The following is a 20,196-nucleotide window of genomic DNA, read 5'->3' as shown; positions in this document are numbered from 1 at the left end:
AGAGCGTTGACTATGTGGTCAAATTTGCTGATCCACTGCACCTACCTTTATCTAACTGGTAAGTGCTCACAGATTGAGAGGTTTATCTCGACGAATGCCTTCCATGTGTAAGTGGATGAATAGTGTTTTCGATACTGTAGTTCCACTCGACAGATATCAGGCCTCGTATCATAGATGTTGCATTGCTTATTTTCGATATTGAGGTGACGGCAAATGCCATCACCTCGATCCAACCTTTCTGTCTCTTGTGATAAATGTACGTTCGAACAGCACTTGCCACACGAGTAGCAGGGAAAGGGGGAAAGGGCCTCCTGCTTCATAAGCTCATTAACCAAGCTCTAGTGCTATCGAGGTTGTTTGACTCGAATGGTAGCTCTATCTCTCGTTTACTTACTTCTTCCGCCAGCATGAGACTTCTTTCGTGTTCGCAATCGATGGATTCCAGGCTGCTGGTAAACCTCGTCAACTCTTCTGGCGAAAGGTTGAACTCAAGCCTGGAAAGCTCAATTAAATATCGGTCGAGCTCAACGTTCACTTTCTGAAAGTACTCTAACGTTCTTTTGGCTTCTGATTTAAACTGATCGAGGTAATCCCATACCTTTTGCATTAACTGACTGTGATCTAAAAAGTAGGTGATACCGATAGTCATTAAACCCGTTGCGACAGCGCTAACGAAAGAGGCTAGTTCGGTGCCCATAGGGAAAGTCATCAAAGAAGCAAGTTGTTGGTTAAGCATAACTCCCATGGCAACGGCTACACCAGTTGATAAAATTCGTGTTACTTCACGTGCTAATGCGCCTGCGCCAAGGTTTTCTGGGTTAAAGAACAATATCTTGGCTGCCGAGACCAAGCTAGACCAGGTTTCTCTCAAGAGCTTGCCAATCAACTTTTGAGTGGTGAAAAAGATGTTCATTATGGTTGTGCTTAAGCTAGATAAAGCCCCAGCTAAGGCTCCATTTTTAAATTCATCCAAAATATCTTTGAATCGAACTTTCACTCTGTCCCAAATGTTTTTCGCCGTGGCTTTTAACTTTTCGAGAAAATTTTCAAGGGTGAAGTTATCTTCTGCATCTTTAAAGGCCTGAGGAATTGCATCTTTTAGTTCAAACCAGACCTCAGCAAGAACAAGACCTAATGCTTGTCTCACCCCCATTTTTAAGCCAGCTTGGCCAGATTCAATTGCTGTACCCTTAAAGAACTTACTGCTGGTGTAATAGCTGAAATTTATCTGCTGATCGTACTCTTGTCTTGCCTTCTTATCGGCTTCACGCATTTTTGTTTCGTCAATACTCTCGAGAACCTCGACTTGTTCGTTATGTTTAGCAATTTTGCTCTCTAATTGACGTCTTTCATGTCGTTGTTGTTTAGTTTCTGTTGGCATAGATTCTAAACGCTGCTTGTCTTTTTCTATGCTTTTTCGCTTGTTTTCGATTGTCTTTGGCACGACAGCTGTCAGAAAATCATCCATAGAATGATCTGACTTTAGGTTGTTGATGTAGTAATGGGTCGACTGAAAGTTAGAATCTTGGTTGGCAAGCTCAACGCCACTGAGGTCCGCGAGTACTCTTCCTGCATCGTCGTGGGCTTCATGGGATGAGATGATATGGTCGAGTTGTCGCTGTTCGTCAGCGGACATAGTTTTCCCGCGGTACTCATCAAATAAATCACCATTTCTTTGCTGCTTTTTGTCTTCCTTGCCTTTGGCCTTATAATTCTGGTGTGAGTGGTAAAGATCTTCCTTCTTGGTTTTGCCATTTCCATCGGTCATGATGTTACCATTAGCATCACGCTTGATGGGCTTGTAATCACCTCTATTGGCATAGTCTTGTTGAACGCTATCGGACATGTATATGTCCGTTTCGCCTTTTTGGTGCTGTCGAGCGTTATGGATCGTCGCGACATCTCCCCCTTTTTTATCTTCGAAAAGTAAAAAATCAAGGCCGAATGTGGTTACCAAGCTTTTAGTGATGGTTTTGTTTAGCTCATCGACTAACTGGAAGTTTTGTGTATTAGTTCCTGACATATTATACCGTTCCGTAGGAGGGAGGTGTACCTCCCTTCCATTCATATTTCAATAAGGCGATGCTAGTTTTGTGTGCTACTGGATTTAACGAGTGCAGCATCGATTGCTGATTCGTTAATCACTTGCATACCTTCACTGTCAGTTTCTATTTCAACAATATTTTCCTCACTGAAGACTACTTTACCTTTTTCGTCCTTTTTAGGTTTGAACAAGGGTGTCGTGATGATATCTGTCAGTATTGCTGCGATTTGGTAACCGTTTTGAATCAGGCGGATAACGTCATCTTCAAATTTTGAAATGTCAGTTTTTGCTGCAATAAGCTGGTCAAAGGCTTTCAAGCTGTCAAAATATTCTTTGAATACAGCATACAGGCGGTCTGTTTCGGCGTAGATCCTATCGACGTAGAGCTTTGTTTTGCTTAGCTGTTTACGTCCTTTTACCATCTTGTCAACGGCTTCATTAACTTCTACTCGGGCTTTTCTCGCATCACTTAACGCTTCTTCTGCGTGTGAGGCAAAAGCCCAGCCAGCGATTGCCATAATGGGAGCTGCCACGACACCACCAAGCACCATCGCCCCTCCGGCCATTCCAAATCCGCCAGTAGCAATGGAGCCCCCACCGATTGCAGCCATCGTTGCGTTATAGGCCGCAGCCCCCGATAAAGCAGCGATGGGTGTACCTGTTGAAGCGGCAGCGACAGCCATTACGCCCCCATAAACGGCATATGCAGCAGCTGCACCGGCTGCACCAGCGCCTGCAATTTTGCCCATGTAAGCGGTGGTGGAGAGTGCTAGTCCATCGATTTCGTCGAGTTTATGCTGTGGGAAGTCGATCTCAAGATCTTTGGAGTTAGCTTGGTTTAGCTTGTCTAAGAGCTTGTCTGCAATCGTTCTGAATTCCTTAAAATCATTACCGACATTTAATTGAAGCTCGCCAAGTTGGGTTAAGCTTTGGGTTGTTTGCTCATTCTGCTTGTCGAAGATTGAAATCTCGTTGTCATACTTTCTTTTAGAGGCGTCGATAATATCGTTCGCTTCAGATTTATCCTGGTAGCCATCATAGCCTTTTTTGGCTCCGAAACCTGCTGCTGCTACCGCCGCACCCGCTAAAATAAATGGTAGTGGCATGTCTATTTCTCCAAAAATTGCTGTGCTTCTGTTACAAGTGTCATCTGGCGCTGGACCCAATCTTTCAGTTTTTCCAGACGTGGTAAGTCAACGCCGATTACTTCTGCGATGTGCCTAATGAAATTGTCTTCACTTTCATCAAAAACTTGATCAGCATAGCCAACACCGACAAGCTCAATTAGGAAGGCCATTTTCTGAGGGGTTTCTGAAAACAACGCAGATAGTTCAATTAAGTCGAATATTCTACTTAAATCAACACTGTCGCTGCATTGAGCCACGATGGTCTCCAGCAGCAAGGTTTCACGATCATCGATGTGGCCATCTGCAGCAATAAGTTGTTTTGAAAAATGATACAGCGCTGATTGCTGATCAAGGTTAAGGTGCTGAATAAACATTGTGGGTTCCTTTCTTTTTGTGAATATTAAAAACATCAGAGCCAAAGCTCTTTAGCCATTTATCGAGTATGAATGAGTCGATTACGATGGCTGAAATTTTGTAGCTATTTTCAAGTTCTTCTACGACTTGATCTTCTGATAACGGAGTTTCAAGGAGGTGGTATCCGGACTGCTTGTTGATTTCGAACTGGAGGTTACAGTATTCGCCTTCGCCAAAGGCAAACCTGCCATCGGAGTCGTATTTTGCTAAAGAAAACCCTTCCGGTCTCTTGAAGTTAAATGACGATACTGTCGCATCATTTATACGGTGTATGGCTAAGCTTCTTTCATTGTCGAAACCTTCAAAGCGACAAACCAGATATAATCTAATACCTTGCTGTGCGAGCCCGAGAGGCATTATCGTGGCTTTTCTCGTCTGCTTATTGGCATTGTGATAAGTGACAGTCAGTAGGCGATCTTCATAGAGCGCTTTGCTTATGTTTTCTATGACCGTTTTATCAATTTTTGGTGCCAAAAGAGGTTGAGTCTCTCTAACTATTTTTATTTTGTCTTTCCAAACTCGATCTTTGTGATTATTAGGATCAAACTCTAGATTGTAGTTCGCCTCGTTAAAATGGGGTCGTAATGAGCTCAACACGTCTTTTGGCAGCAAAAATTTTAGGTGTCTTTCAGCTAAAGCCAGAAGTAGGGACTCGTGTGCATTGAGTGAACTAGCGCCTAAAGCATGGCTACTGCTTCTAAAACGATAACCATAGGGTTTAGAGCGTGTATCTCTATCGATGGCAAAGTGTTCACTTAACATCTCCAAATTGCGCTGTATTGTGCGAATATCTCTCGAGAGACCAATTGCTTCGAGTTGTTCACGTAACTCTAGGGCGGTGATCTTTCTGTGTCTCGGTATTCTTTTTAAGATTTCAAGCGCAATAGCCAATGAATCTTGCGTACTTTTTCTGTTTGACAAAGCTAGACTATTCCGTTGTTTTAATTAGATATGAGATCTTAATTCCATGATCTTTGGTGACCATATTACACATTATCAAGCTCCTCTTCATGTGCGCTAATGCACACAAACTATATTTGGTGGTTGCGACAAATTGCGTCGCAGGAGTGTTCGCTAGATGAGTATTTCTACTTGTTAGTTTGTATGGACCGAGAGATCTTGAAACGTGATGTTTTCTTAGGTGAGCTATGTAGTAGATAAGTACAGTTTGTCGTTACATTGTAGATAATTTGAATGATTTTCATCAGCTGAAGTTATCCGAAATCTTTCAACCTCCTGAAATTTGTAACAAGGTTCTGTCATTCCCTGTCGGCAAGATATATTCCTAAAAGTGTACAAACTGGTTTTGCTAAAATTGAGGCAATGTAAATTTCAAATATCTAATTCCAACAATGAACAAGAAAAGGGGGGGCTGAACAAGAAGTACTTAAAGGCTTACATACTTCTGGGGCTCATGCTAATGGTTTGAGCGAGGTCGAGATTCAAGAGTGGGCTTTAAGTGAAGAAGATTATAATCGACCAATAGAGGCGCTCATGATTGCTTGATTTATTACCCATGGCACTCACTAACTCGAAAGTGCCTCAAAGTGTAACCGGACAGTATTCATATGATTTTTATGAGTGACTTTGGTGTTTGCAGCCTCTTACTCTAGTTAGTTTTCATTCTAAATATAACGCCAGTGTCAAAAGCTTCATCTCCCAACTTTTTGATTTTCACAGCTATTCTGATAATTGTCGTTATCATTATTCTTCGATTTTTAGTTGAAAATCCATAAGTTACAGTTATGATTTTGTTTTTTATCCTCTGGAAAGTGAAATGTCTGACTTTATAGGTATCGATTTTGGTACCAGCAATTGTGTTATAGCCGCTTACATTGACGGGAAAGAAGTCATTGTCCCTCTAGAGTCTGACGGTTCTCTTAAAATGCGCACAACAATGTTCGTTAAAGACACTATTGTGATCTCTGAAGAGGTTCGTAGCGACGAGATCGATTCAGAGATAGAGAGTATCAAAACAATGCTTAGGAATGAGCTTGCCGAAGAAAAGAAAAATTTCCAGCACTTATCCGAGCAAATTCGTTCACTAGAGAAAACTTTTGGTGCAAGAGAGTCTGTTGAGGACTTGCCAGAAAGTTATCGGCTTATTTTGAACGCTAAAGAACGTTCTGCAAAAAAAATTGAACGAGTAGAGCGCGATCTAAATGATGGCGACTCAATTTTGGTAAAAGCTCGAAAGCTTGCTTTATCAGCTAAGAAGGTTACCGAGAAATCTTTATCCGAAAAAATTGAAAATGGGGAGCTTTTATTTGGTAAGGAAGCTTTTGAAGCTTTCTTATCAGATCCAGAAAGTGGCCTTCTTTTTAACAGTCCTAAGAACTTCTTAGGTGCTAAGTTAAGTAAGCAACAACTTCAGACATTTGAGGTTGTTATTACTCAGTTTTTAACATACCTAAAAGCAAAAGTGGATGAATACTTAGCTTGTGATATTAAGGAGGTAGTATTATCTAAGCCTGTTAACTACCATTCCACAGGCGACCCAGTAGTCGGAAATTTGCAAGCAACTCGCTTAATGAAGCATGCCGCCATGAGGGCTGGTTTTGATAATATCGAGTTTATTGATGAACCTATCGCTGCTGCTCTGAGTTATGAAAGCTCGATTAGAAATGAACTCAATGCACTAATCGTTGATATCGGAGGAGGTACGACAGACCTAACATATGCGTCCCTATCGCCCGCCAAAGTTGGTAACGTAGAACGCGCTTCAGATATCAAAGCTGTAAGCGGTGGCCGATTTGGTGGTATAGAGTTGGACAAGAAAGTAGGTTTCTACGTTGTTGCCCCCTATTTTGGAAAGCCCACCTTAGCTAATAAAGAAGTGCCTATTCCATATGAGGTGTTTTCTAATATATTTGCCATAGACAACTTACCGACACTAACTACATTTTATAGTAAACCAAATAAAGATGTTTTATACGACTGGTTAAACAAGGCACACAATAAAGAGTTGTTCCAACGTGTTCTGACAATTCAGAATTATCGTTTGTCACATCGTGTCATGCATAGTATTGATATTGCGAAACAAAAGCTGAGTAGGGAAAGAACTACCAATCTAAACCTTAGATATATTGACGATACATTATCGATCCCTCTGAAGAGATCACAGCTTGATAGAAGCTTTAGAGATTGGTATCAACCTCTTGAGAAACTTCTTGATGAGATAATGGCCCATCAAGAGACTCCGGATGTAATCTTTTTGACTGGAGGCATGAGTTTATCACCTTTAGTTCAAGAAGCTTTATTATGTAAGTTCCCTGATATTCCACAAGAAACAGCCGACGCTTTTGGTTCTGTTGCTAAAGGAGCCCTATTGGCCGCAAAAACATATTATAGTCAGGACGTTGTACCAAGTCCGGGAGAAAAACAGCAAGAGGTTCAACCCGATAGCAATCAGCTTCAATCAACCCCAGATTTTACTGACTCGGAATTATCGCGAGACGAGGTAATTGCTAATTTGAACGTGACAATCCAAAAGCTTAAAAGTGATAACCAAGAGCTAAAAGCTAAGCTTTTGGTTGTTTGTGGTGAGTTAAACAAGATACATGCGCTAGTTGAGAAAACGACCAATAGTTTACTGTAAATAAAAGCGACCATATTGCAACGAGCACGCTTGTTAATTCTGAAATGAGTTTAGTTTGACTAATCTAAATTCACGCATTACATAATTTAATACATTGATATTTCTAGAGTTTAGCAAGCAACTATTACCTTTTTCCTGGAAAGTCTATGTCTGATACCCGAACACTGCGCCACATGGCGATATTGCGTTATATCCCTCAAGAGCCTCAATATACGACGACGCGAGAGCTAAGCGATAAGCTAAGTAATGATGGCTTTGAAATTAATATGCGAATGCTACAGAGGGACATTGAAATATTATGTTGTCAGCATCCTTTGAGCTGCGATGATGCCGTCAGGCCGCATCATTGGTATCGCATTCAAGGGGTTAGTGATGCATCGTTAGAAATGACGCCTAGCACAGCCCTCGCCATTAATATGCTGAGTGAACAGTCTCACTATTTGTTACCTCAGCAAGTACATGACAATCTAAAAGGCTTCTTCTTGCAGGCTACACAAAAGTTCGCTATGGCACCGGAAAATCCTTTATACCATTGGCCGTCACGTATCGCGAACCTATCTCCTGGTTTTCAGCTTTGTAAGCCCTCAATTGACGAGAAAGTAATGCAAGTTGTTGAGCGTGCTTTGATCCAACAAACCCCCTTAGAGATTGATTATCGGCCTCGGCCACCAAGGTATAGTAAGAAGTATCAAATAAACCCATTAGGTCTGGTTACTCGTGGGTCTGTGTATTATCTTATTGCGACATTACGAGAAAATGGCGATTATCGACACTTTGTATTGCATCGAATTCAAGGTATAGAATCGATGGTCCCTACCTCAAACCAGGTTCCAGATTTCAACTTAGCGACCTATATTGAAAATGGTAATCTAAGCTTTCCTAAAGACAGCAAAATCACACTAGAATTGAAAATATCCTATGTCGAAGGGTACCATTTGCTTGAAACTCCAATTCATCCTGAGCAAGAAGTCAGCTACCCAGATCCTCACCACTTTATTGTAAAAGCAAGAGTGAACTATACAGAAGAACTTAAGTGGTGGTTAATGTCGCTTTCTGACATTAGTGAGGTTATTGCTCCTATTTCTTTAAGAAAGGAACTCGCAGAGAGTTTAGAAAAAGCAGTACGTCAATATCAGTAAAACTAAGGCGTTATTCAAACGCCTTAGTTTTAAAGGCAGAAATCACTATTTAATCTGCTCTGATTTGATCCAGCCAATCTGGCTTTTGGGCGGTTCTTCATCACGGATACGCTTATAAGCATCGCTCACATGGTAGGCCCATACTCGGCGTTTGGTTCTGCGACCGTTGAGTGTGAATGTGATCAGGTATTCTTTCATTGTATCCTTCTCTTGATTGATAGTGTTGACGCCATTTTCCACATCATGGCGTCACTGTTTGACTTGAATTAAAACGACACTCCATGACGCATTACCGTTCTACACTAAAGACCTTTAAATTAGTAAGGACGATGAGTCATGCTACTTTGGATTAGCGATACTCCAGAGCAACAATACGAAAGCGATGAATTGATTTTTCGTTCTCCAAGTCAAATAAGAGCGATAAGCCCGAATGGACCCGCTTTTGTCATCATTGATAGTCAAACCCCCACTCCTGAAGTGATGGAATGGGCTTCTAAACGTCACCAAGCTACATTGTGGTGGAAACCTACCATTGAAGTACCTAAGGCGCATTGTTATGTGGATATTGCCGAATGTTGTGCGACTGAAGTCATTCCATTAATCAGTGATGTATACCATCGAAATGGTGTAATTAACGTATCACTTACAGAGTTAGAGTCCGTGGTTAAGGCTTATGCTAAGGCTCAGGTTTTTCAGGTCCCAAGTAACACAGACTCTTTACTCCAGCATCGATGCTGGCCTTTAGGCTACCTGATACATCGAGATCGCAATGCGAGTATTGATGACTTCCAGCGCGTGACTGAACTGGGGCGAAGTAGTTTTAACATTGAAGAGATGATCAATCTTATCGTCCCAGATGATGGACACAACTTACTCCTTACGTTTTCGAAAGTGTGAAGCTAATTATTATGTGTAGAAAAGGTTAACCGACAGCAGTATGGCAACAGAAATAGAAAAGTATATTCATCAGAATACGAAAACCAGCCACAAAAGATGGGAGTCTATTGTTATGTATGCTCTGCATTTTGCCTTAAGGGATGTACAGCTGCGTTCACAATATAAAATTGGTCCGTACTTGGTGGACGGTTATTTCCCTGACCTAAATTTAGTGGTTGAGATTGATGAAGAACATCACGACTCTCAAATTGAAGATGATAGGATTCGAGAAGCTTACATTCAGAAAGAGTTAGGGTGTGAGTTTTATCGGATAGATGTGAAAGAGCCCGTGTATGAGCAAGTTGACCAGTTGATAGCAAAAGTAAGAAGTTGTTCAACAGCAGAGTGGGTGATTGAAGCGAAAGTAAGAAAAGAGGGCGACTACTCTAAGCAAAAAAGAGAAGAGCTAGAAGAAGTTGGAGCATTCGATTTCCTGAATTGTTTACAAGAAGATCTTGAGCAATTGGATATAAAGATTGATCGCAACCATATTGGTACTCCATTGACGCCGCCAAATGGAGAAGTAGGTTTTATGATTCACTTCGATGGTTTAACTCTATGCATGATCGTGACTAAAAGTCTAAAGCCTAAACTTCTTGTGACCGATTATGCTGAAACTATACCGGAGTATTTATCTCTTGAGTTGTCAGATTGGAAAAATACAACTGGAAATAAATACAAAGTCATTGAAAGTTTCAAAGGACAAAAGTCTCGTGATGACGTCTTTGAGCATTTGAAAAATACGTTAAATCAGCTTCTTAAACGCTAATAACCCGCGAGTGTAAAGCATTACTAAATGCTGACGGCTAAATGACCACAACCCATGACATATTGATTGAACAAGGCTCAAAATGACTCCATCATTTTTAAAAAACAATCTCAAAAAAATTCAAGAAACAGAGCAACCAAGCTTTAAAATTGCCAATAGTTATTTTAATTATCGTCACCATAAAGTAATTGATGACATCTTATCTGATTGTTCAGATGGCTATATTGGTCGAGAGCAAGTGACAGCGTATTTTAAAAATCACCATTATTATAAAGGTTTCTTCGCTGCAATGATTTGGGGAGGGGTTTCGACTGGAGGTGTGACTGGGGACAATCTAACCAAGTTACTAAATGTGACGCCAGAGCGGTTAGAAGCTATCGTGTTGGTTGTTAAGCACTTATTGGCGCAACAGGCATTCTCTCAAGCGTACAACTACATGGAAGGAGAGGGTAAGTTAAAAGGCTTAGGCGATGCGTATTTTACCAAGCTGTTTTTCTTCGTTGCTGCAGCGGAGACCTTAACAATTATCCCACCGATTTTTGATAAATGGACCAAACTTGCATACTGTGCATTGCTGGTTGATGAAGGAAGCGGCCAATTGGCTAGGCAGTATATTTCTCGAGTAGAAGGCGTTGAGGTTAAATTAAGAACGGCGACGCGCAGTGCCGCTTTCAACGATTTTGTTCTGAGGATGAATAGATGGTCAAAAGAGTGCGGGGTAGAGGTGAATCAACTAGAAAGCTATATTTTTGGCTCTCATCGCTCTAAAGATAAAACCAGTAATAACCCACGTTTCTACTTTGAGTCGTTTGTTGCTGAACATCATGCCGAGGTATTCGATACTTTAGCTGCAATAAGCAGAAGTAAGCCAACGGAAAAAGCACCGCATTCATTGAAGAGCTTAAACAAAGATAAGTCAATAATGCCACGTATTGTAGTGGTATATCTGTCCCCAATGAATAAAACTGCTTACACCTCAACTAATATCGATTTACTGGATATTAAAAAGCCATACGGTAAGGAGCCGTTAACACTTGTTCAAGGTGGGTTAGGTGCTCAGGGGTATCGTGTTTTTTCAGGTGAAAATGGTGCAACCGTAACGGATAACCATAAGGCAATGCGTAATGACCCAACTTTGCAAGTAGTATATTTAGGTGGCGACGACTTGGTGCACTGTAAGTCGGAAGCTGAACAATTCACAGATAGTGAGTTATTAAGAGCCGCTAAAAAGTCTGCGCAAGACCTAGCGAAGGGGCTAGGGTTTAAGAAGATAGGTCGCTAGGAACGAATGCTGGATATTCAGTTAAGCAACTTTTCCATACCCAGGCTAATTCATTGATTGCTAAATTAGCAATGCCGCTGGCACAGTTTTGTCCAATAATTAGTCAGACACTAGAGTGTTATTCTCGAACTGTACCGACATGTTATATAGGGCCTTAACATATGCTGATGATTTAAATCGTGTTGATGTGATTCATATTGGTCAAGGGGGTTACAAGCCACCCCCTTGATGTGACCTCCTAGGTGAACAGAAGTATACGAGATGGATAAGGTATTTGTTTCCACCTAGGTAGTTGACATGCATTCTTTAAACTAAGTAAGAATGGTCTTCTTTAATGATAGATGAACTTCTTGCATACTCGCTATTTTTCAAGTCAACTCCCGAGTTGGCGTTGATAATCAGCTCGGCATTTCTGTTATCTATATGACCTTCTTCGTTGTTGTAAAAGTCTAGAACAACAATACCAAACCTTTTTCCCTTTTGTTGCTCAGCCAAGAATTCCGTTAGTCCTGGATTCATCTTCGGATCTACTTTACCGAAACCGCCACCCCAAGCGTATTGGTAAGGTGAGTGTCCCCCAAGTGAGATGCTATTGTATGTAATATGCACAGCGTTATCATTTGGTGTCTCCATAGCTCTGTTTATTGAGGAGTGTACGGTAGCCATTTTCTTGTGAGTATCGTGCTGCTGGTATTCATCTTCTATTCGGAACACTTGGTTTTCGGGCGTTGTCAGAGTGAAGGTTGCATTCTTTTCCCACCCATTGGATAGATCGATACCTTCATCGCCATCAAAACGTCTTAACAAAACAATTTTGCTCTGGGCTTCATGCAATGCTGGTATTCGTGGCTCTAAGTAAAATAGATGTTTGTACTTCTCTTGTTTAAGGTATTCATCGAATTTTGTTTGAATGTCTTTATCACTGTTTGTCGCGGCGTTCATAAGCATAACGACGGATTCACTTGGGTTTTCTGAGAGAAACTTTAAACAATCATTTAGAACATCACCGAAAGAAATGCCGCAACTAAAGTCACCATGGTAAATATTTAGAGGGTCAAGTTCTGGACCGTTTGGTTTCACACGAATGTCGAGGAAACGAATGCCATCTGATAGTTGATCATAAATGCCAAAGTTTTGTGTTCTAGCTCCCCCTTTAAGGGCTTTTTGAGTCCCTGAATCATGAGTCCCCGGCATGGAAATACTGTCCAGTGTTAAGTTTTTGTCTAGTGCACTCATCCAGTTTTTTGTGCTTACGTCAGCCATGTTGTTCTCCGATATAGAATATTTTTGAGCTTTGGTTATGAACCAATCACCAAAGCTCATTTGTTCGTCTTTGGTTTGTGTGTTTGAGTGAGTATGGCTAGAAGTGGTAAGCGCTAAGCATCACTCTACAAGAAGAGAAACTAAGGGTGTGAATAGCGGCCAGTCATGGTTACATTGGTTTGAGAATTGTCCATTTGGAACAAGAATAGCCCAACAGCGGTCGTCGATTCACTCGTTCGTGCCGCTATGCTTCCAGAGCCCACTTTACGTTTGTTCAGCACGTCGACGATGAGCTTCGCACTATCAATAACGCTACCTACTGGGTCTTCAGTAATGATGCTGGATACTACACTTAACGAGTCTTGAACTAGCTGCTCAGCATATTGTTGGTTTACGTTGTCCCATGTAACACCAAACATTTCTTTAGAGCCAATCCACCAGTTGTTGTTAAACTCAAAATGCCCTTGGCCTATAACGAAGTCATCGAAAGTGTATGTAACCCCTTTTATATGAAGTAATAGTGTTCCACGCACTGCAAAGTTTAGAGCTTCTGGCTTTTCGTCATTGAATGTTTTCGCTATTACCCCGCGCTCTTTAGCGCTATTTAGAAACCATTTCGCAACATCACCAGAGTTGTGTCGTCCTGCTTTCACGACAAGCGTGTTCCCTTTACAGCTAATCCCTTCATACGGCTGACCTTTTGTTATCTTGTGCTCTTTTTCGATAAAAGAAATTTCCGAGAGCCCTTCAATAATGAAAGTGAATTCATTGTTGTGAATTTTTGTCATGTGTTTTTCTCCTAGTCCAACGGTGTCGTTACATTTCTTATATATAAAACTAATTAATTAGCCAGAATTTGATCTTTCTGACTATAAAGAAGGTAGTGCTCTATTTGTATATGTGCAATTAGTTTCATTTTAAATTTGAATGCAAAACGTGACTGTAGACGTGAGGAGATAGGAGTATTGAATGAGAAAAATACAAGAGAAGAATAGGTTATGTACTTTCTCATTTACGGCGCTACTAGAGGTGAAATTCTTTTATGGGCTTGTAGTCATTCAGTGTTACTGGAGTTGGCTTATGGGGGATAGGGGCCATTGGTAGAGCTTCTTTGCTAGCAATGTTTCCACGATTTTCAAGATTGGGCTTTAGGGTGAATACGCTCATCTCATAAAGATAGAAGCCCTAGAGGGTAAATATAAACTCTAGGGTGCCTCTACGATTTTGTTTCTAGCGTGAGACTGATCCGCTCCAGCAATTTTGGACACTGAGTTACGTAATTTCCCATACTTGAAGTTATTCGTATTTTACTAATTTAAGTAAAAGATCTAAATGATTTCTGTCCAGATCCTTGCTGGCGGGGCGACTTAACTCAGATTTACCCCGAAACATGCTAGCAACATATAAGGAATCCTTACCTGTTGACTCATCTTTGCCCCAAAGTTACTTAGAACAGACGCTCTCCGCCAAATGTCTTCGTTAGGTTTGACTTAACTTTTCTCATGCTGCAATGTACCTACAGATGCATACAAGGAAGGGAATATATGCTAATTGGTCACCATTACACGTCAATTGATACTTTTATTAGCATTCTTGAAAGTACGAATATTTGGGCTGCTAATCTACGGAACATGAATGATCCTAATGAGGGTGCTTTTGGTCTAGATAGGTTAAGAAACCTCATACAAAAGCAGTACGATACTTGTCTCAGCAATTCAACACCTGATTTAGATTGCTTCTCAGTATCTTTTTCTCTCGAGGATGATGTTCTAAGCCAGTGGCGAGCCTATGCAAATGACGGGACTGGTGTATCGATCGGGTTTGATTTAGATATGCTAGACCAGTTTATCACACCAACTATCGATACAGTTCCGTTCACTTCGCAAATCGTTAATGTTAAATATGGTGACGAAGATTTTCTCGGAAACGCCAACCGATTTTTGTCTGACAAAAATTTTCATGACAACCCTGATGAAATAAATTTGTTCGTGAGGTTTGAACAGTATGCTTATAAAGACCTTTTTTATAAAGAGGAAAGTGAAGTCAGGTTGGTAGCAGAATTACCAAACCCTTTGAAGTTTGAAAGGGGCTGTTTATATCAAGATCAATACAAAAAGACAGTCCATGAGAGAGTATCTCCTTATGGGCTTACAAAGTACTTGCATTTCCAGCACAGTTGTCGTGCCACAACTCAAACTTCCATAAAGTCAATTAGACTTGGGCCTAAATGCCCTCTGGGTATCGAGGATGTAAAATATTTGCTGTTTAAGCATGGTGTCGGCGATTACAACACGATAAAGATTGCGCACTCCAACGGCAATTATCGCTAGTATAAATGCCCGAAGCATCTCTTTGTAACTTGCTTTAACCTAGTTAAGCTAAAGCGTTTAGTATGAAATACATATAGTTAAACAAAAATAGTCTAGCTTGACAAACGTTTCTTAATGGAATTCGAATGAAGCAATTATTTAAATATTTACCTGAACCAAGAAATCTTTTTGAAGAAGGGTTCATCCGATTGTCGCAGATGGTTGCGCTGAATGACCCTTTTGAAGCTTCATTTTGCATGACTAGCTTGGAGCAATTATCATCACACTTCGATGAAGAAAATGCTCACGACATAGAATTAGGTGAGTTAAGTTTTTCAGACTATGTTCAGAAGAAAATGCATCATATTGGAGTGATTAGCTTCTCGGAGAACAAGGAAAACCTTTTGATGTGGGCGCATTATGCAAATGAGCATAAAGGAATAATAGCAGGTGTATCTCAATTCTATGACAGATCTATCTTTCATAAGCTATTCAGAGCTGATGCCTTGCTCAATACTTCAATGGCAGAAGAGTTTTCTCCCTTTGATGGCATAGCCAAGCCCGTTTCTTACCGCAAGGGGCTAAGATACCGTCATGACAAGTTCGATTATGACTATTCCAATATTAGTGTGGAAGGTGCCGATCGAATTCTGTACGAAGTGTTTATGCAAAAAAGTGATGAGTGGATCTATGAACAAGAGCACAGAGTCGTATTACGCCTTGAACAAGCAGACAGGGTTATTATCGACAAGCTTCAAGATGTTGAAAATGAAACAATACGCAAGTCATTAGCCAAAAACCCACATGTCAATATTGACCAAGATACAGAAAGGTGCACCATCGACTTGTGGAAGTTTGATGATGACAGTTTGCGTGTTGCTGCAGCAATAGCTCTCGTGAAGCTTAGCAAAAAACCATCAACTATTTTCCTAATGAGGCTATGTGCAAGTAGCATCAATAACTGTCTTATTGGCTTAAAATCAACTCTGAAAAAACAAGACGTGCTTGGCGGTTATGCAAGTTCCGTGGGTTACCTAGATGTATGGAAAACTACCAAAAATAGTGACTACTATAGTTTGGAGTTTGAGGAAATATGATACGCCTCAAACCGACTTTGCCATGGTTCATTCAATTTAATATCTTAACGTCTGAAACTCATTTATGACCAGAACTGTGCTGACCGGGGGTAGACCACCGTACGCGGAACTGGCACTATTTTTTTGTGATGTAGTAGTACTCGACGTTAAGGTTAATGATGTTCTCGTACTTGAGTATAAGTCTATCGCCTTTAATCTCGTAAAATCGATTATCTGAGGTTTCGTCAACCTTCACTGGCGTCTTATCTTCTTTGATGTGACGACGCGTAGCTTCAGAGATAACCAAACGATCAAGCTGACCATCTTTGGTTAAGTAGAAATCTTGCAACATCCCATAGTAGAGATACGTGCCTTCACTGGTATCTTGGGTTGCGGATATCTTAATGAACTGAGCATCTTTTTCTCGACTCAAAAAACCTTTCAACTCGTAATACCAAGGCGTGTCAAATGCGAACTTTGAGTCTTTGTAGGGGTTATATTTAAAGACTTGGGATTGCATCAATTTACCAGCTCCATGCGATACATAGAACAGGACAATGAAGTAGAGGCCAACAATCCAAATGTCAGGGGTTAACTGCGACACTTCATCACTTGTGAGCTTGGTACCGGATAGTATTTTCAAGCAAAGAATGAAATCGATTGGGTTGATGAGGTTATGTACGAAACCTGCGTAGACGAACTGAATAACAAATGCGCACACAATAGCGGTCGCAGATGACGCTTCAAAGGGTTTCTTCTCTAGTGTGTTGTTTTCTCGACGCTCATAAGCATTGAGATAGATGTAGCCCGGCAGAATCAGAAGTAGAATGAAGAAAGCCGGAAATGCGATGTTCATTATACCGGCTCTGTGTGTTGACGATTATCGGATGTATTTGGGTTGGTTCTGGAAATGATGTATGTCGTTCCGTCTGATAATGTGATTTCCTGATTGTCCTGTTGGCTTGCAATTACCTTTCGCAATTCCTCTCGCCCTTTGGTGTCTCCCCTGATATGACTTGCGAGCTTGCCCATTAACGCTTTCATAAGTCACCTCCTTTTCTTCCATATTAGAGTGGACTAAGGTTTGGGTCAACTTTCAGCTTCAATACCTTATCAAAATTACGTAGCAATGAAACTGGTCTGCACTTGCAAAACTGGACACTAACTAACGGCTAAGTGACTTTCCCATACTTAAAGTTATCCGAATTTTCTAATTTAAGTGATTACTCTAAGTAGCTTTTGTCCAAAAATGAGTTTCAGAAGCATCGTTTAATCAAGCCAGGTGAGTGCCTTATCAAACCCCTCTGGCGTTATATTGATGTACCAATCTAGATCCACTTTTTTGCGCATAACCAGTCCACACTCTTCAAGAGCTTTACATGAAACTCGGAAGTTGTTCGGGTGAATATCTCTCCCAAGCACTTGATTGACGGCCAGGTTGATGACGGTTGACTTACCTTCTTTTACTCCTTTGATGAACGCCTTGGCCAAACATCTTAAGACCTCTTTTTGAACCTGGCTCATTCTTGCTCTTTTCATTCTCTCTGCCTCTTAATCATTGCAACAATAATTAAATTAAAATTCTGAAAATTTATTTATTTCATCAAGGGATAGGTTCGTGCTGGCTGCTATATGCTTGCATGTAGAGTCAGTATGAAGCCGACAGAGCGAAGCAACGTCAGTCAGCTCTTTACTCATTTAAAGAACAGCTTTGTTCGCGATTCTAAAGAGAGATATTTTTTCCTAGAACCTTATAGACCGTAGTCCTACTGCACTCTAACTCTTTACTGATCGCATGCTTGTTCATTCCTTGGCCTGCAAGCTCTTGAATACGCGTATGAAGCGTCTTATTAGGAAATCGGCCAAGATGCCTCCCCTCAGAGCGAGCACGCTCTCTGCCTTCATTACAACGCTGTAATATTCGTTTTCTTTCCATTTCAGCAAACGCCGATATGGTCGTATAAATGACTCTACCTACATCGCTATTGATATCTAAATCCCCCAAGTCATGAAACACCAAACCCGCTTTCTTTTGCGCTAGCTGATCGGCAATTTGCAAAGCATCGATGGTATTTCGAGCAATGCGGTCGACTTTGGTAACATGAATAACATCTCCCTCCCTTGCAAAATCCAGCAACAGGTTAAGCTGTTCTCTATCAGAGGATTTACCGCTCGCTTGCTCTTGGTAAATTTTGTCACAACCAATACGTTTAAGTTGTTCAAGTTGAACATCGAGCGTTTGGTCTTGGGTGCTAACACGAGCATAACCAATTTTCATAAAATGGCCTAAAAGTGAACTTAAAGATATTCACACACAAGTGTACATGTTCACTTTAAATTATAAAGACTAACTGAACAGTTATTAGATGATTGTGAGCAACGTCCATAAAGTTACACCTTAATGAACATTGATTAAAAAAGCCCCTTAATCATTGCAACAATGATTAAGGGGCTCTAACAAAAAGGTTGGTTTGTGTTTGGGTGCGCACTAAGTGACGTTATGGTAAATCCTTCATTATTAACACGATGATCTTTCTTTAAACGTATAAATAATAGTATATCTTACTCCACCATGAACCGTGCTTACTGCATGGTGTGAGTTTTGCGATATTTCAAACCCTTGAATAGATCCTGGGATAGGAGGAATTACCGAGTTTAAGTCATCAGAGTTAGGCCCGTTAAATGTCATTAAGTACCCGCCATTGCTTTCTTTAAATTCCTTACTTATTTGAAGAAGCACTCGGTGAGTCTCTCGATGATCCTCTTGGAGGTAATCATTATGAACCCTAATGGTTTGCCCTTTGACTAGTTTATGAGCTACAACTTCAACTTTTTCTTCGATATTAACTTTAAATAAACTTTCGACTTGAGCTCTCAATTGAGACAGAGTGTCTTGATCAATAAGAAACTTAGCTTCACCTAAGTTATCGCTCGAATTTAAGCTTAACTCATATTGCTCATAAAAATCTGTTTCGACAAGCTTCCATGGAGCCTCTAGATCAAGCCAAGAAAGTAACTCTTGTATGGTTTTTTCGTTAAGGTTTGAGGAGCTAGTAAAATGCTTGTAGGGGGTGTCGTAAAACTTCACGTTTTTAAACTTAGGAAACATAACTCCCCCCTGATGTATTGAGTGTGTTTTTTACACTTTCAATGAAGTAGTAATGGTCATTACAGAAAACCGATGGATTGTTATAACCATTTTCATCACTCCATCGGTAAAGAGGCATTCCACCACCACAAATATCTTTTACTGAACAATTCAAGCAGTTATCTGAGGTAGGTTTTTGCATTGATGAAACGTATTGAAATTCTTCGGAATCAATTACGGTTTGAAAGTCAATGTCTCTAACGCTATCTCTGGTCTTAAAAAAGTCAGCACCATCATAAGAGAGTCTCAGAGTATCATTCTTCCTGATCTCTCCATCGGTCTCTACAATGAGAATCCCAAACTCACTATCCCCTTTTCCTTCTTTTATGGAATCACCACCCATCGTTAGCCTCAATATGTCATCAATACATGGTATTTTTACTGGTTCAGGGTCGGATAGATACATATCCAACATTCCTTTCATCCATTGACCATATTCAGTGGACTCAAAAGAATATTTTCCAATCGGTAATTTATTATAGTTCCCGTCTTGAAATAGAAAATCCATACTTGGAGTACCTAAACTTTTCAAAAATAGGTAAATGTCCTTCGGGGATATATTAGGTTGAATAACAGATAAAGTTCCAGCGAACAAGAACTCATTGTCATGGTGACTCTTCAGTAGTTTTATCCCTTTAACAGTGTCATCAAATGAACTTTTTCCTGTTCTTGTGATTCTGGAAATATCATTGGCAATCTTGTCACCATCAATACTGACAGATACACTCACTTTCATTTCTGAAAATAAATCTAAAAATGGATTAGTTAGAAGAACACCATTCGTTTGAAGGCTTATTGGGTAATTAAGCGAGTTTAGATTTTTTCTTAAAGATGTAAGCAGATACTGCATTCTCTCAAAACCAATGAGTAAAGGCTCACCACCATGTAAAACAATAGCAAAGCCTACATCTTGATTTATTGACTGTTCTATTAGCCTGTCTACCAGCACGTCAATTGTATCTTTCGACATTTTTTTAGGCTGATTTTTCCAGCTAGTATCTTCACCTTGATACACATAGCAATATGTACAATCCAAGTTACAGCGACTAGCTGTTTTTATCAGTACAGTATCTAAACGTGCTGGCATTTAA

At 40.4% G+C, this 20,196-nt stretch carries 21 protein-coding genes; 7 read left to right on the top strand and 14 right to left on the bottom strand.

The features are described from left to right. Nucleotides 1-47: 47 nt before the first annotated feature. From OCV36_RS25110 to OCV36_RS25090, 5 genes are all read right to left on the bottom strand, one after another. The gene (locus OCV36_RS25110) at nucleotides 48-320 is read right to left on the bottom strand and encodes a YkgJ family cysteine cluster protein (protein ID WP_135458887.1); all 273 of its coding nucleotides are present in this window, start codon (nucleotides 318-320) and stop codon (nucleotides 48-50) included. Further along, nucleotides 317-2,023, bottom strand: a complete 1,707-nt coding sequence (locus tag OCV36_RS25105) for an ATPase (protein ID WP_135458889.1) — start codon at nucleotides 2,021-2,023, stop codon at nucleotides 317-319. The genes OCV36_RS25110 and OCV36_RS25105 overlap by 4 nt, the downstream gene beginning before the upstream one ends. Before the next feature lie 62 nt (nucleotides 2,024-2,085). Further along, nucleotides 2,086-3,150 (bottom strand): chemotaxis protein, encoded by a 1,065-nt coding sequence (locus OCV36_RS25100; protein WP_135458891.1) that lies wholly within the window; start codon nucleotides 3,148-3,150, stop codon nucleotides 2,086-2,088. A gap of 2 nt (nucleotides 3,151-3,152) precedes the next feature. Then, complete coding sequence (locus tag OCV36_RS25095; protein ID WP_135458893.1) at nucleotides 3,153-3,545, bottom strand: TerB family tellurite resistance protein; 393 nt, start codon at nucleotides 3,543-3,545, stop codon at nucleotides 3,153-3,155. Continuing rightward, nucleotides 3,526-4,506 carry a helix-turn-helix transcriptional regulator gene (locus tag OCV36_RS25090; protein ID WP_135458895.1) on the bottom strand — a complete coding sequence of 327 codons (981 nt, stop codon included), beginning with the start codon at nucleotides 4,504-4,506 and terminating at the stop codon, nucleotides 3,526-3,528. Before OCV36_RS25090 ends, OCV36_RS25095 begins: the two co-directional genes overlap by 20 nt. An 856-nt stretch (nucleotides 4,507-5,362) precedes the next feature. On the opposite strand from OCV36_RS25090, the gene OCV36_RS25085 reads away from it, so the two are divergent. Together OCV36_RS25085 and OCV36_RS25080 are read left to right on the top strand one after the other, a co-directional pair. Continuing rightward, nucleotides 5,363-7,183: an Hsp70 family protein gene (locus OCV36_RS25085; protein ID WP_135458897.1), complete on the top strand. Its 1,821-nt coding sequence runs from the start codon at nucleotides 5,363-5,365 to the stop codon at nucleotides 7,181-7,183. 146 nt (nucleotides 7,184-7,329) lie between these two features. Continuing rightward, nucleotides 7,330-8,322 carry a helix-turn-helix transcriptional regulator gene (locus OCV36_RS25080; protein WP_132941845.1) on the top strand — a complete coding sequence of 331 codons (993 nt, stop codon included), beginning with the start codon at nucleotides 7,330-7,332 and terminating at the stop codon, nucleotides 8,320-8,322. A gap of 45 nt (nucleotides 8,323-8,367) precedes the next feature. On the opposite strand, the gene OCV36_RS25075 is transcribed toward OCV36_RS25080, so the two are convergent. Beyond that, nucleotides 8,368-8,520: a hypothetical protein gene (locus OCV36_RS25075; protein WP_165919359.1), complete on the bottom strand. Its 153-nt coding sequence runs from the start codon at nucleotides 8,518-8,520 to the stop codon at nucleotides 8,368-8,370. A 138-nt stretch (nucleotides 8,521-8,658) separates the two neighbouring features. Between OCV36_RS25075 and OCV36_RS25070 the strand changes: the two genes are divergently transcribed. The 3 genes from OCV36_RS25070 to OCV36_RS25060 all read left to right on the top strand — a co-directional run bounded on the left by OCV36_RS25070 (nucleotide 8,659) and on the right by OCV36_RS25060 (nucleotide 11,309). Then, the gene (locus OCV36_RS25070; protein ID WP_135458899.1) at nucleotides 8,659-9,219 is read left to right on the top strand and encodes a hypothetical protein; all 561 of its coding nucleotides are present in this window, start codon (nucleotides 8,659-8,661) and stop codon (nucleotides 9,217-9,219) included. Nucleotides 9,220-9,259: 40 nt separating this feature from the next. Further along, nucleotides 9,260-10,027 carry an endonuclease domain-containing protein gene (locus tag OCV36_RS25065; protein ID WP_135458901.1) on the top strand — a complete coding sequence of 256 codons (768 nt, stop codon included), beginning with the start codon at nucleotides 9,260-9,262 and terminating at the stop codon, nucleotides 10,025-10,027. A gap of 82 nt (nucleotides 10,028-10,109) precedes the next feature. Further along, nucleotides 10,110-11,309, top strand: a complete 1,200-nt coding sequence (locus tag OCV36_RS25060) for an 8-oxoguanine DNA glycosylase OGG fold protein (RefSeq protein WP_210114736.1) — start codon at nucleotides 10,110-10,112, stop codon at nucleotides 11,307-11,309. A gap of 306 nt (nucleotides 11,310-11,615) precedes the next feature. Here OCV36_RS25060 and OCV36_RS25055 read toward each other — a convergent pair whose 3' ends face one another. Then, nucleotides 11,616-12,572 carry a phosphatidylinositol-specific phospholipase C gene (locus tag OCV36_RS25055; RefSeq protein WP_240701188.1) on the bottom strand — a complete coding sequence of 319 codons (957 nt, stop codon included), beginning with the start codon at nucleotides 12,570-12,572 and terminating at the stop codon, nucleotides 11,616-11,618. A 140-nt stretch (nucleotides 12,573-12,712) separates the two neighbouring features. Beyond that, nucleotides 12,713-13,360, bottom strand: coding sequence for a hypothetical protein (locus OCV36_RS25050; protein ID WP_017085359.1), 648 nt, complete (start codon nucleotides 13,358-13,360; stop codon nucleotides 12,713-12,715). Between the two features lie 756 nt (nucleotides 13,361-14,116). On the opposite strand from OCV36_RS25050, the gene OCV36_RS25045 reads away from it, so the two are divergent. Together OCV36_RS25045 and OCV36_RS25040 are read left to right on the top strand one after the other, a co-directional pair. Then, nucleotides 14,117-14,902, top strand: a complete 786-nt coding sequence (locus OCV36_RS25045) for a DUF2971 domain-containing protein (RefSeq protein ID WP_167853061.1) — start codon at nucleotides 14,117-14,119, stop codon at nucleotides 14,900-14,902. Nucleotides 14,903-15,027: 125 nt separating this feature from the next. Next, nucleotides 15,028-15,978, top strand: a complete 951-nt coding sequence (locus OCV36_RS25040; protein ID WP_135458905.1) for a DUF2971 domain-containing protein — start codon at nucleotides 15,028-15,030, stop codon at nucleotides 15,976-15,978. 115 nt (nucleotides 15,979-16,093) lie between these two features. Here the strand turns inward: OCV36_RS25040 and OCV36_RS25035 are convergent, their stop codons facing one another. The 6 genes from OCV36_RS25035 to yhhB form a co-directional block, all read right to left on the bottom strand. Beyond that, the gene (locus OCV36_RS25035; RefSeq protein WP_135458907.1) at nucleotides 16,094-16,813 is read right to left on the bottom strand and encodes a hypothetical protein; all 720 of its coding nucleotides are present in this window, start codon (nucleotides 16,811-16,813) and stop codon (nucleotides 16,094-16,096) included. Then, nucleotides 16,813-17,001 (bottom strand): hypothetical protein, encoded by a 189-nt coding sequence (locus OCV36_RS25030; protein ID WP_135458909.1) that lies wholly within the window; start codon nucleotides 16,999-17,001, stop codon nucleotides 16,813-16,815. Before OCV36_RS25030 ends, OCV36_RS25035 begins: the two co-directional genes overlap by 1 nt. A gap of 225 nt (nucleotides 17,002-17,226) precedes the next feature. Further along, nucleotides 17,227-17,496, bottom strand: a complete 270-nt coding sequence (locus OCV36_RS25025) for a hypothetical protein (protein WP_102340850.1) — start codon at nucleotides 17,494-17,496, stop codon at nucleotides 17,227-17,229. Between the two features lie 184 nt (nucleotides 17,497-17,680). After that, nucleotides 17,681-18,235: a recombinase family protein gene (locus OCV36_RS25020; RefSeq protein ID WP_048666176.1), complete on the bottom strand. Its 555-nt coding sequence runs from the start codon at nucleotides 18,233-18,235 to the stop codon at nucleotides 17,681-17,683. Between the two features lie 240 nt (nucleotides 18,236-18,475). Beyond that, entirely contained in the window at nucleotides 18,476-19,066 is a 591-nt protein-coding gene (yhhC, locus tag OCV36_RS25015; protein WP_135458911.1) for a cyclophane-containing peptide 2OG-Fe(II) oxygenase YhhC, read from the bottom strand. Further along, entirely contained in the window at nucleotides 19,056-20,192 is a 1,137-nt protein-coding gene (yhhB, locus tag OCV36_RS25010) for a cyclophane-forming radical SAM/SPASM peptide maturase YhhB (protein ID WP_135458912.1), read from the bottom strand. Before yhhB ends, yhhC begins: the two co-directional genes overlap by 11 nt. Nucleotides 20,193-20,196: the final 4 nt, after the last annotated feature.

This window comes from Vibrio echinoideorum (genome assembly GCF_024347455.1).
GTDB lineage: Bacteria > Pseudomonadota > Gammaproteobacteria > Enterobacterales > Vibrionaceae > Vibrio > Vibrio echinoideorum.
Note: the sequence above shows the minus strand (reverse complement) of the source record. Positions and strands in the feature narration are given on the sequence as shown.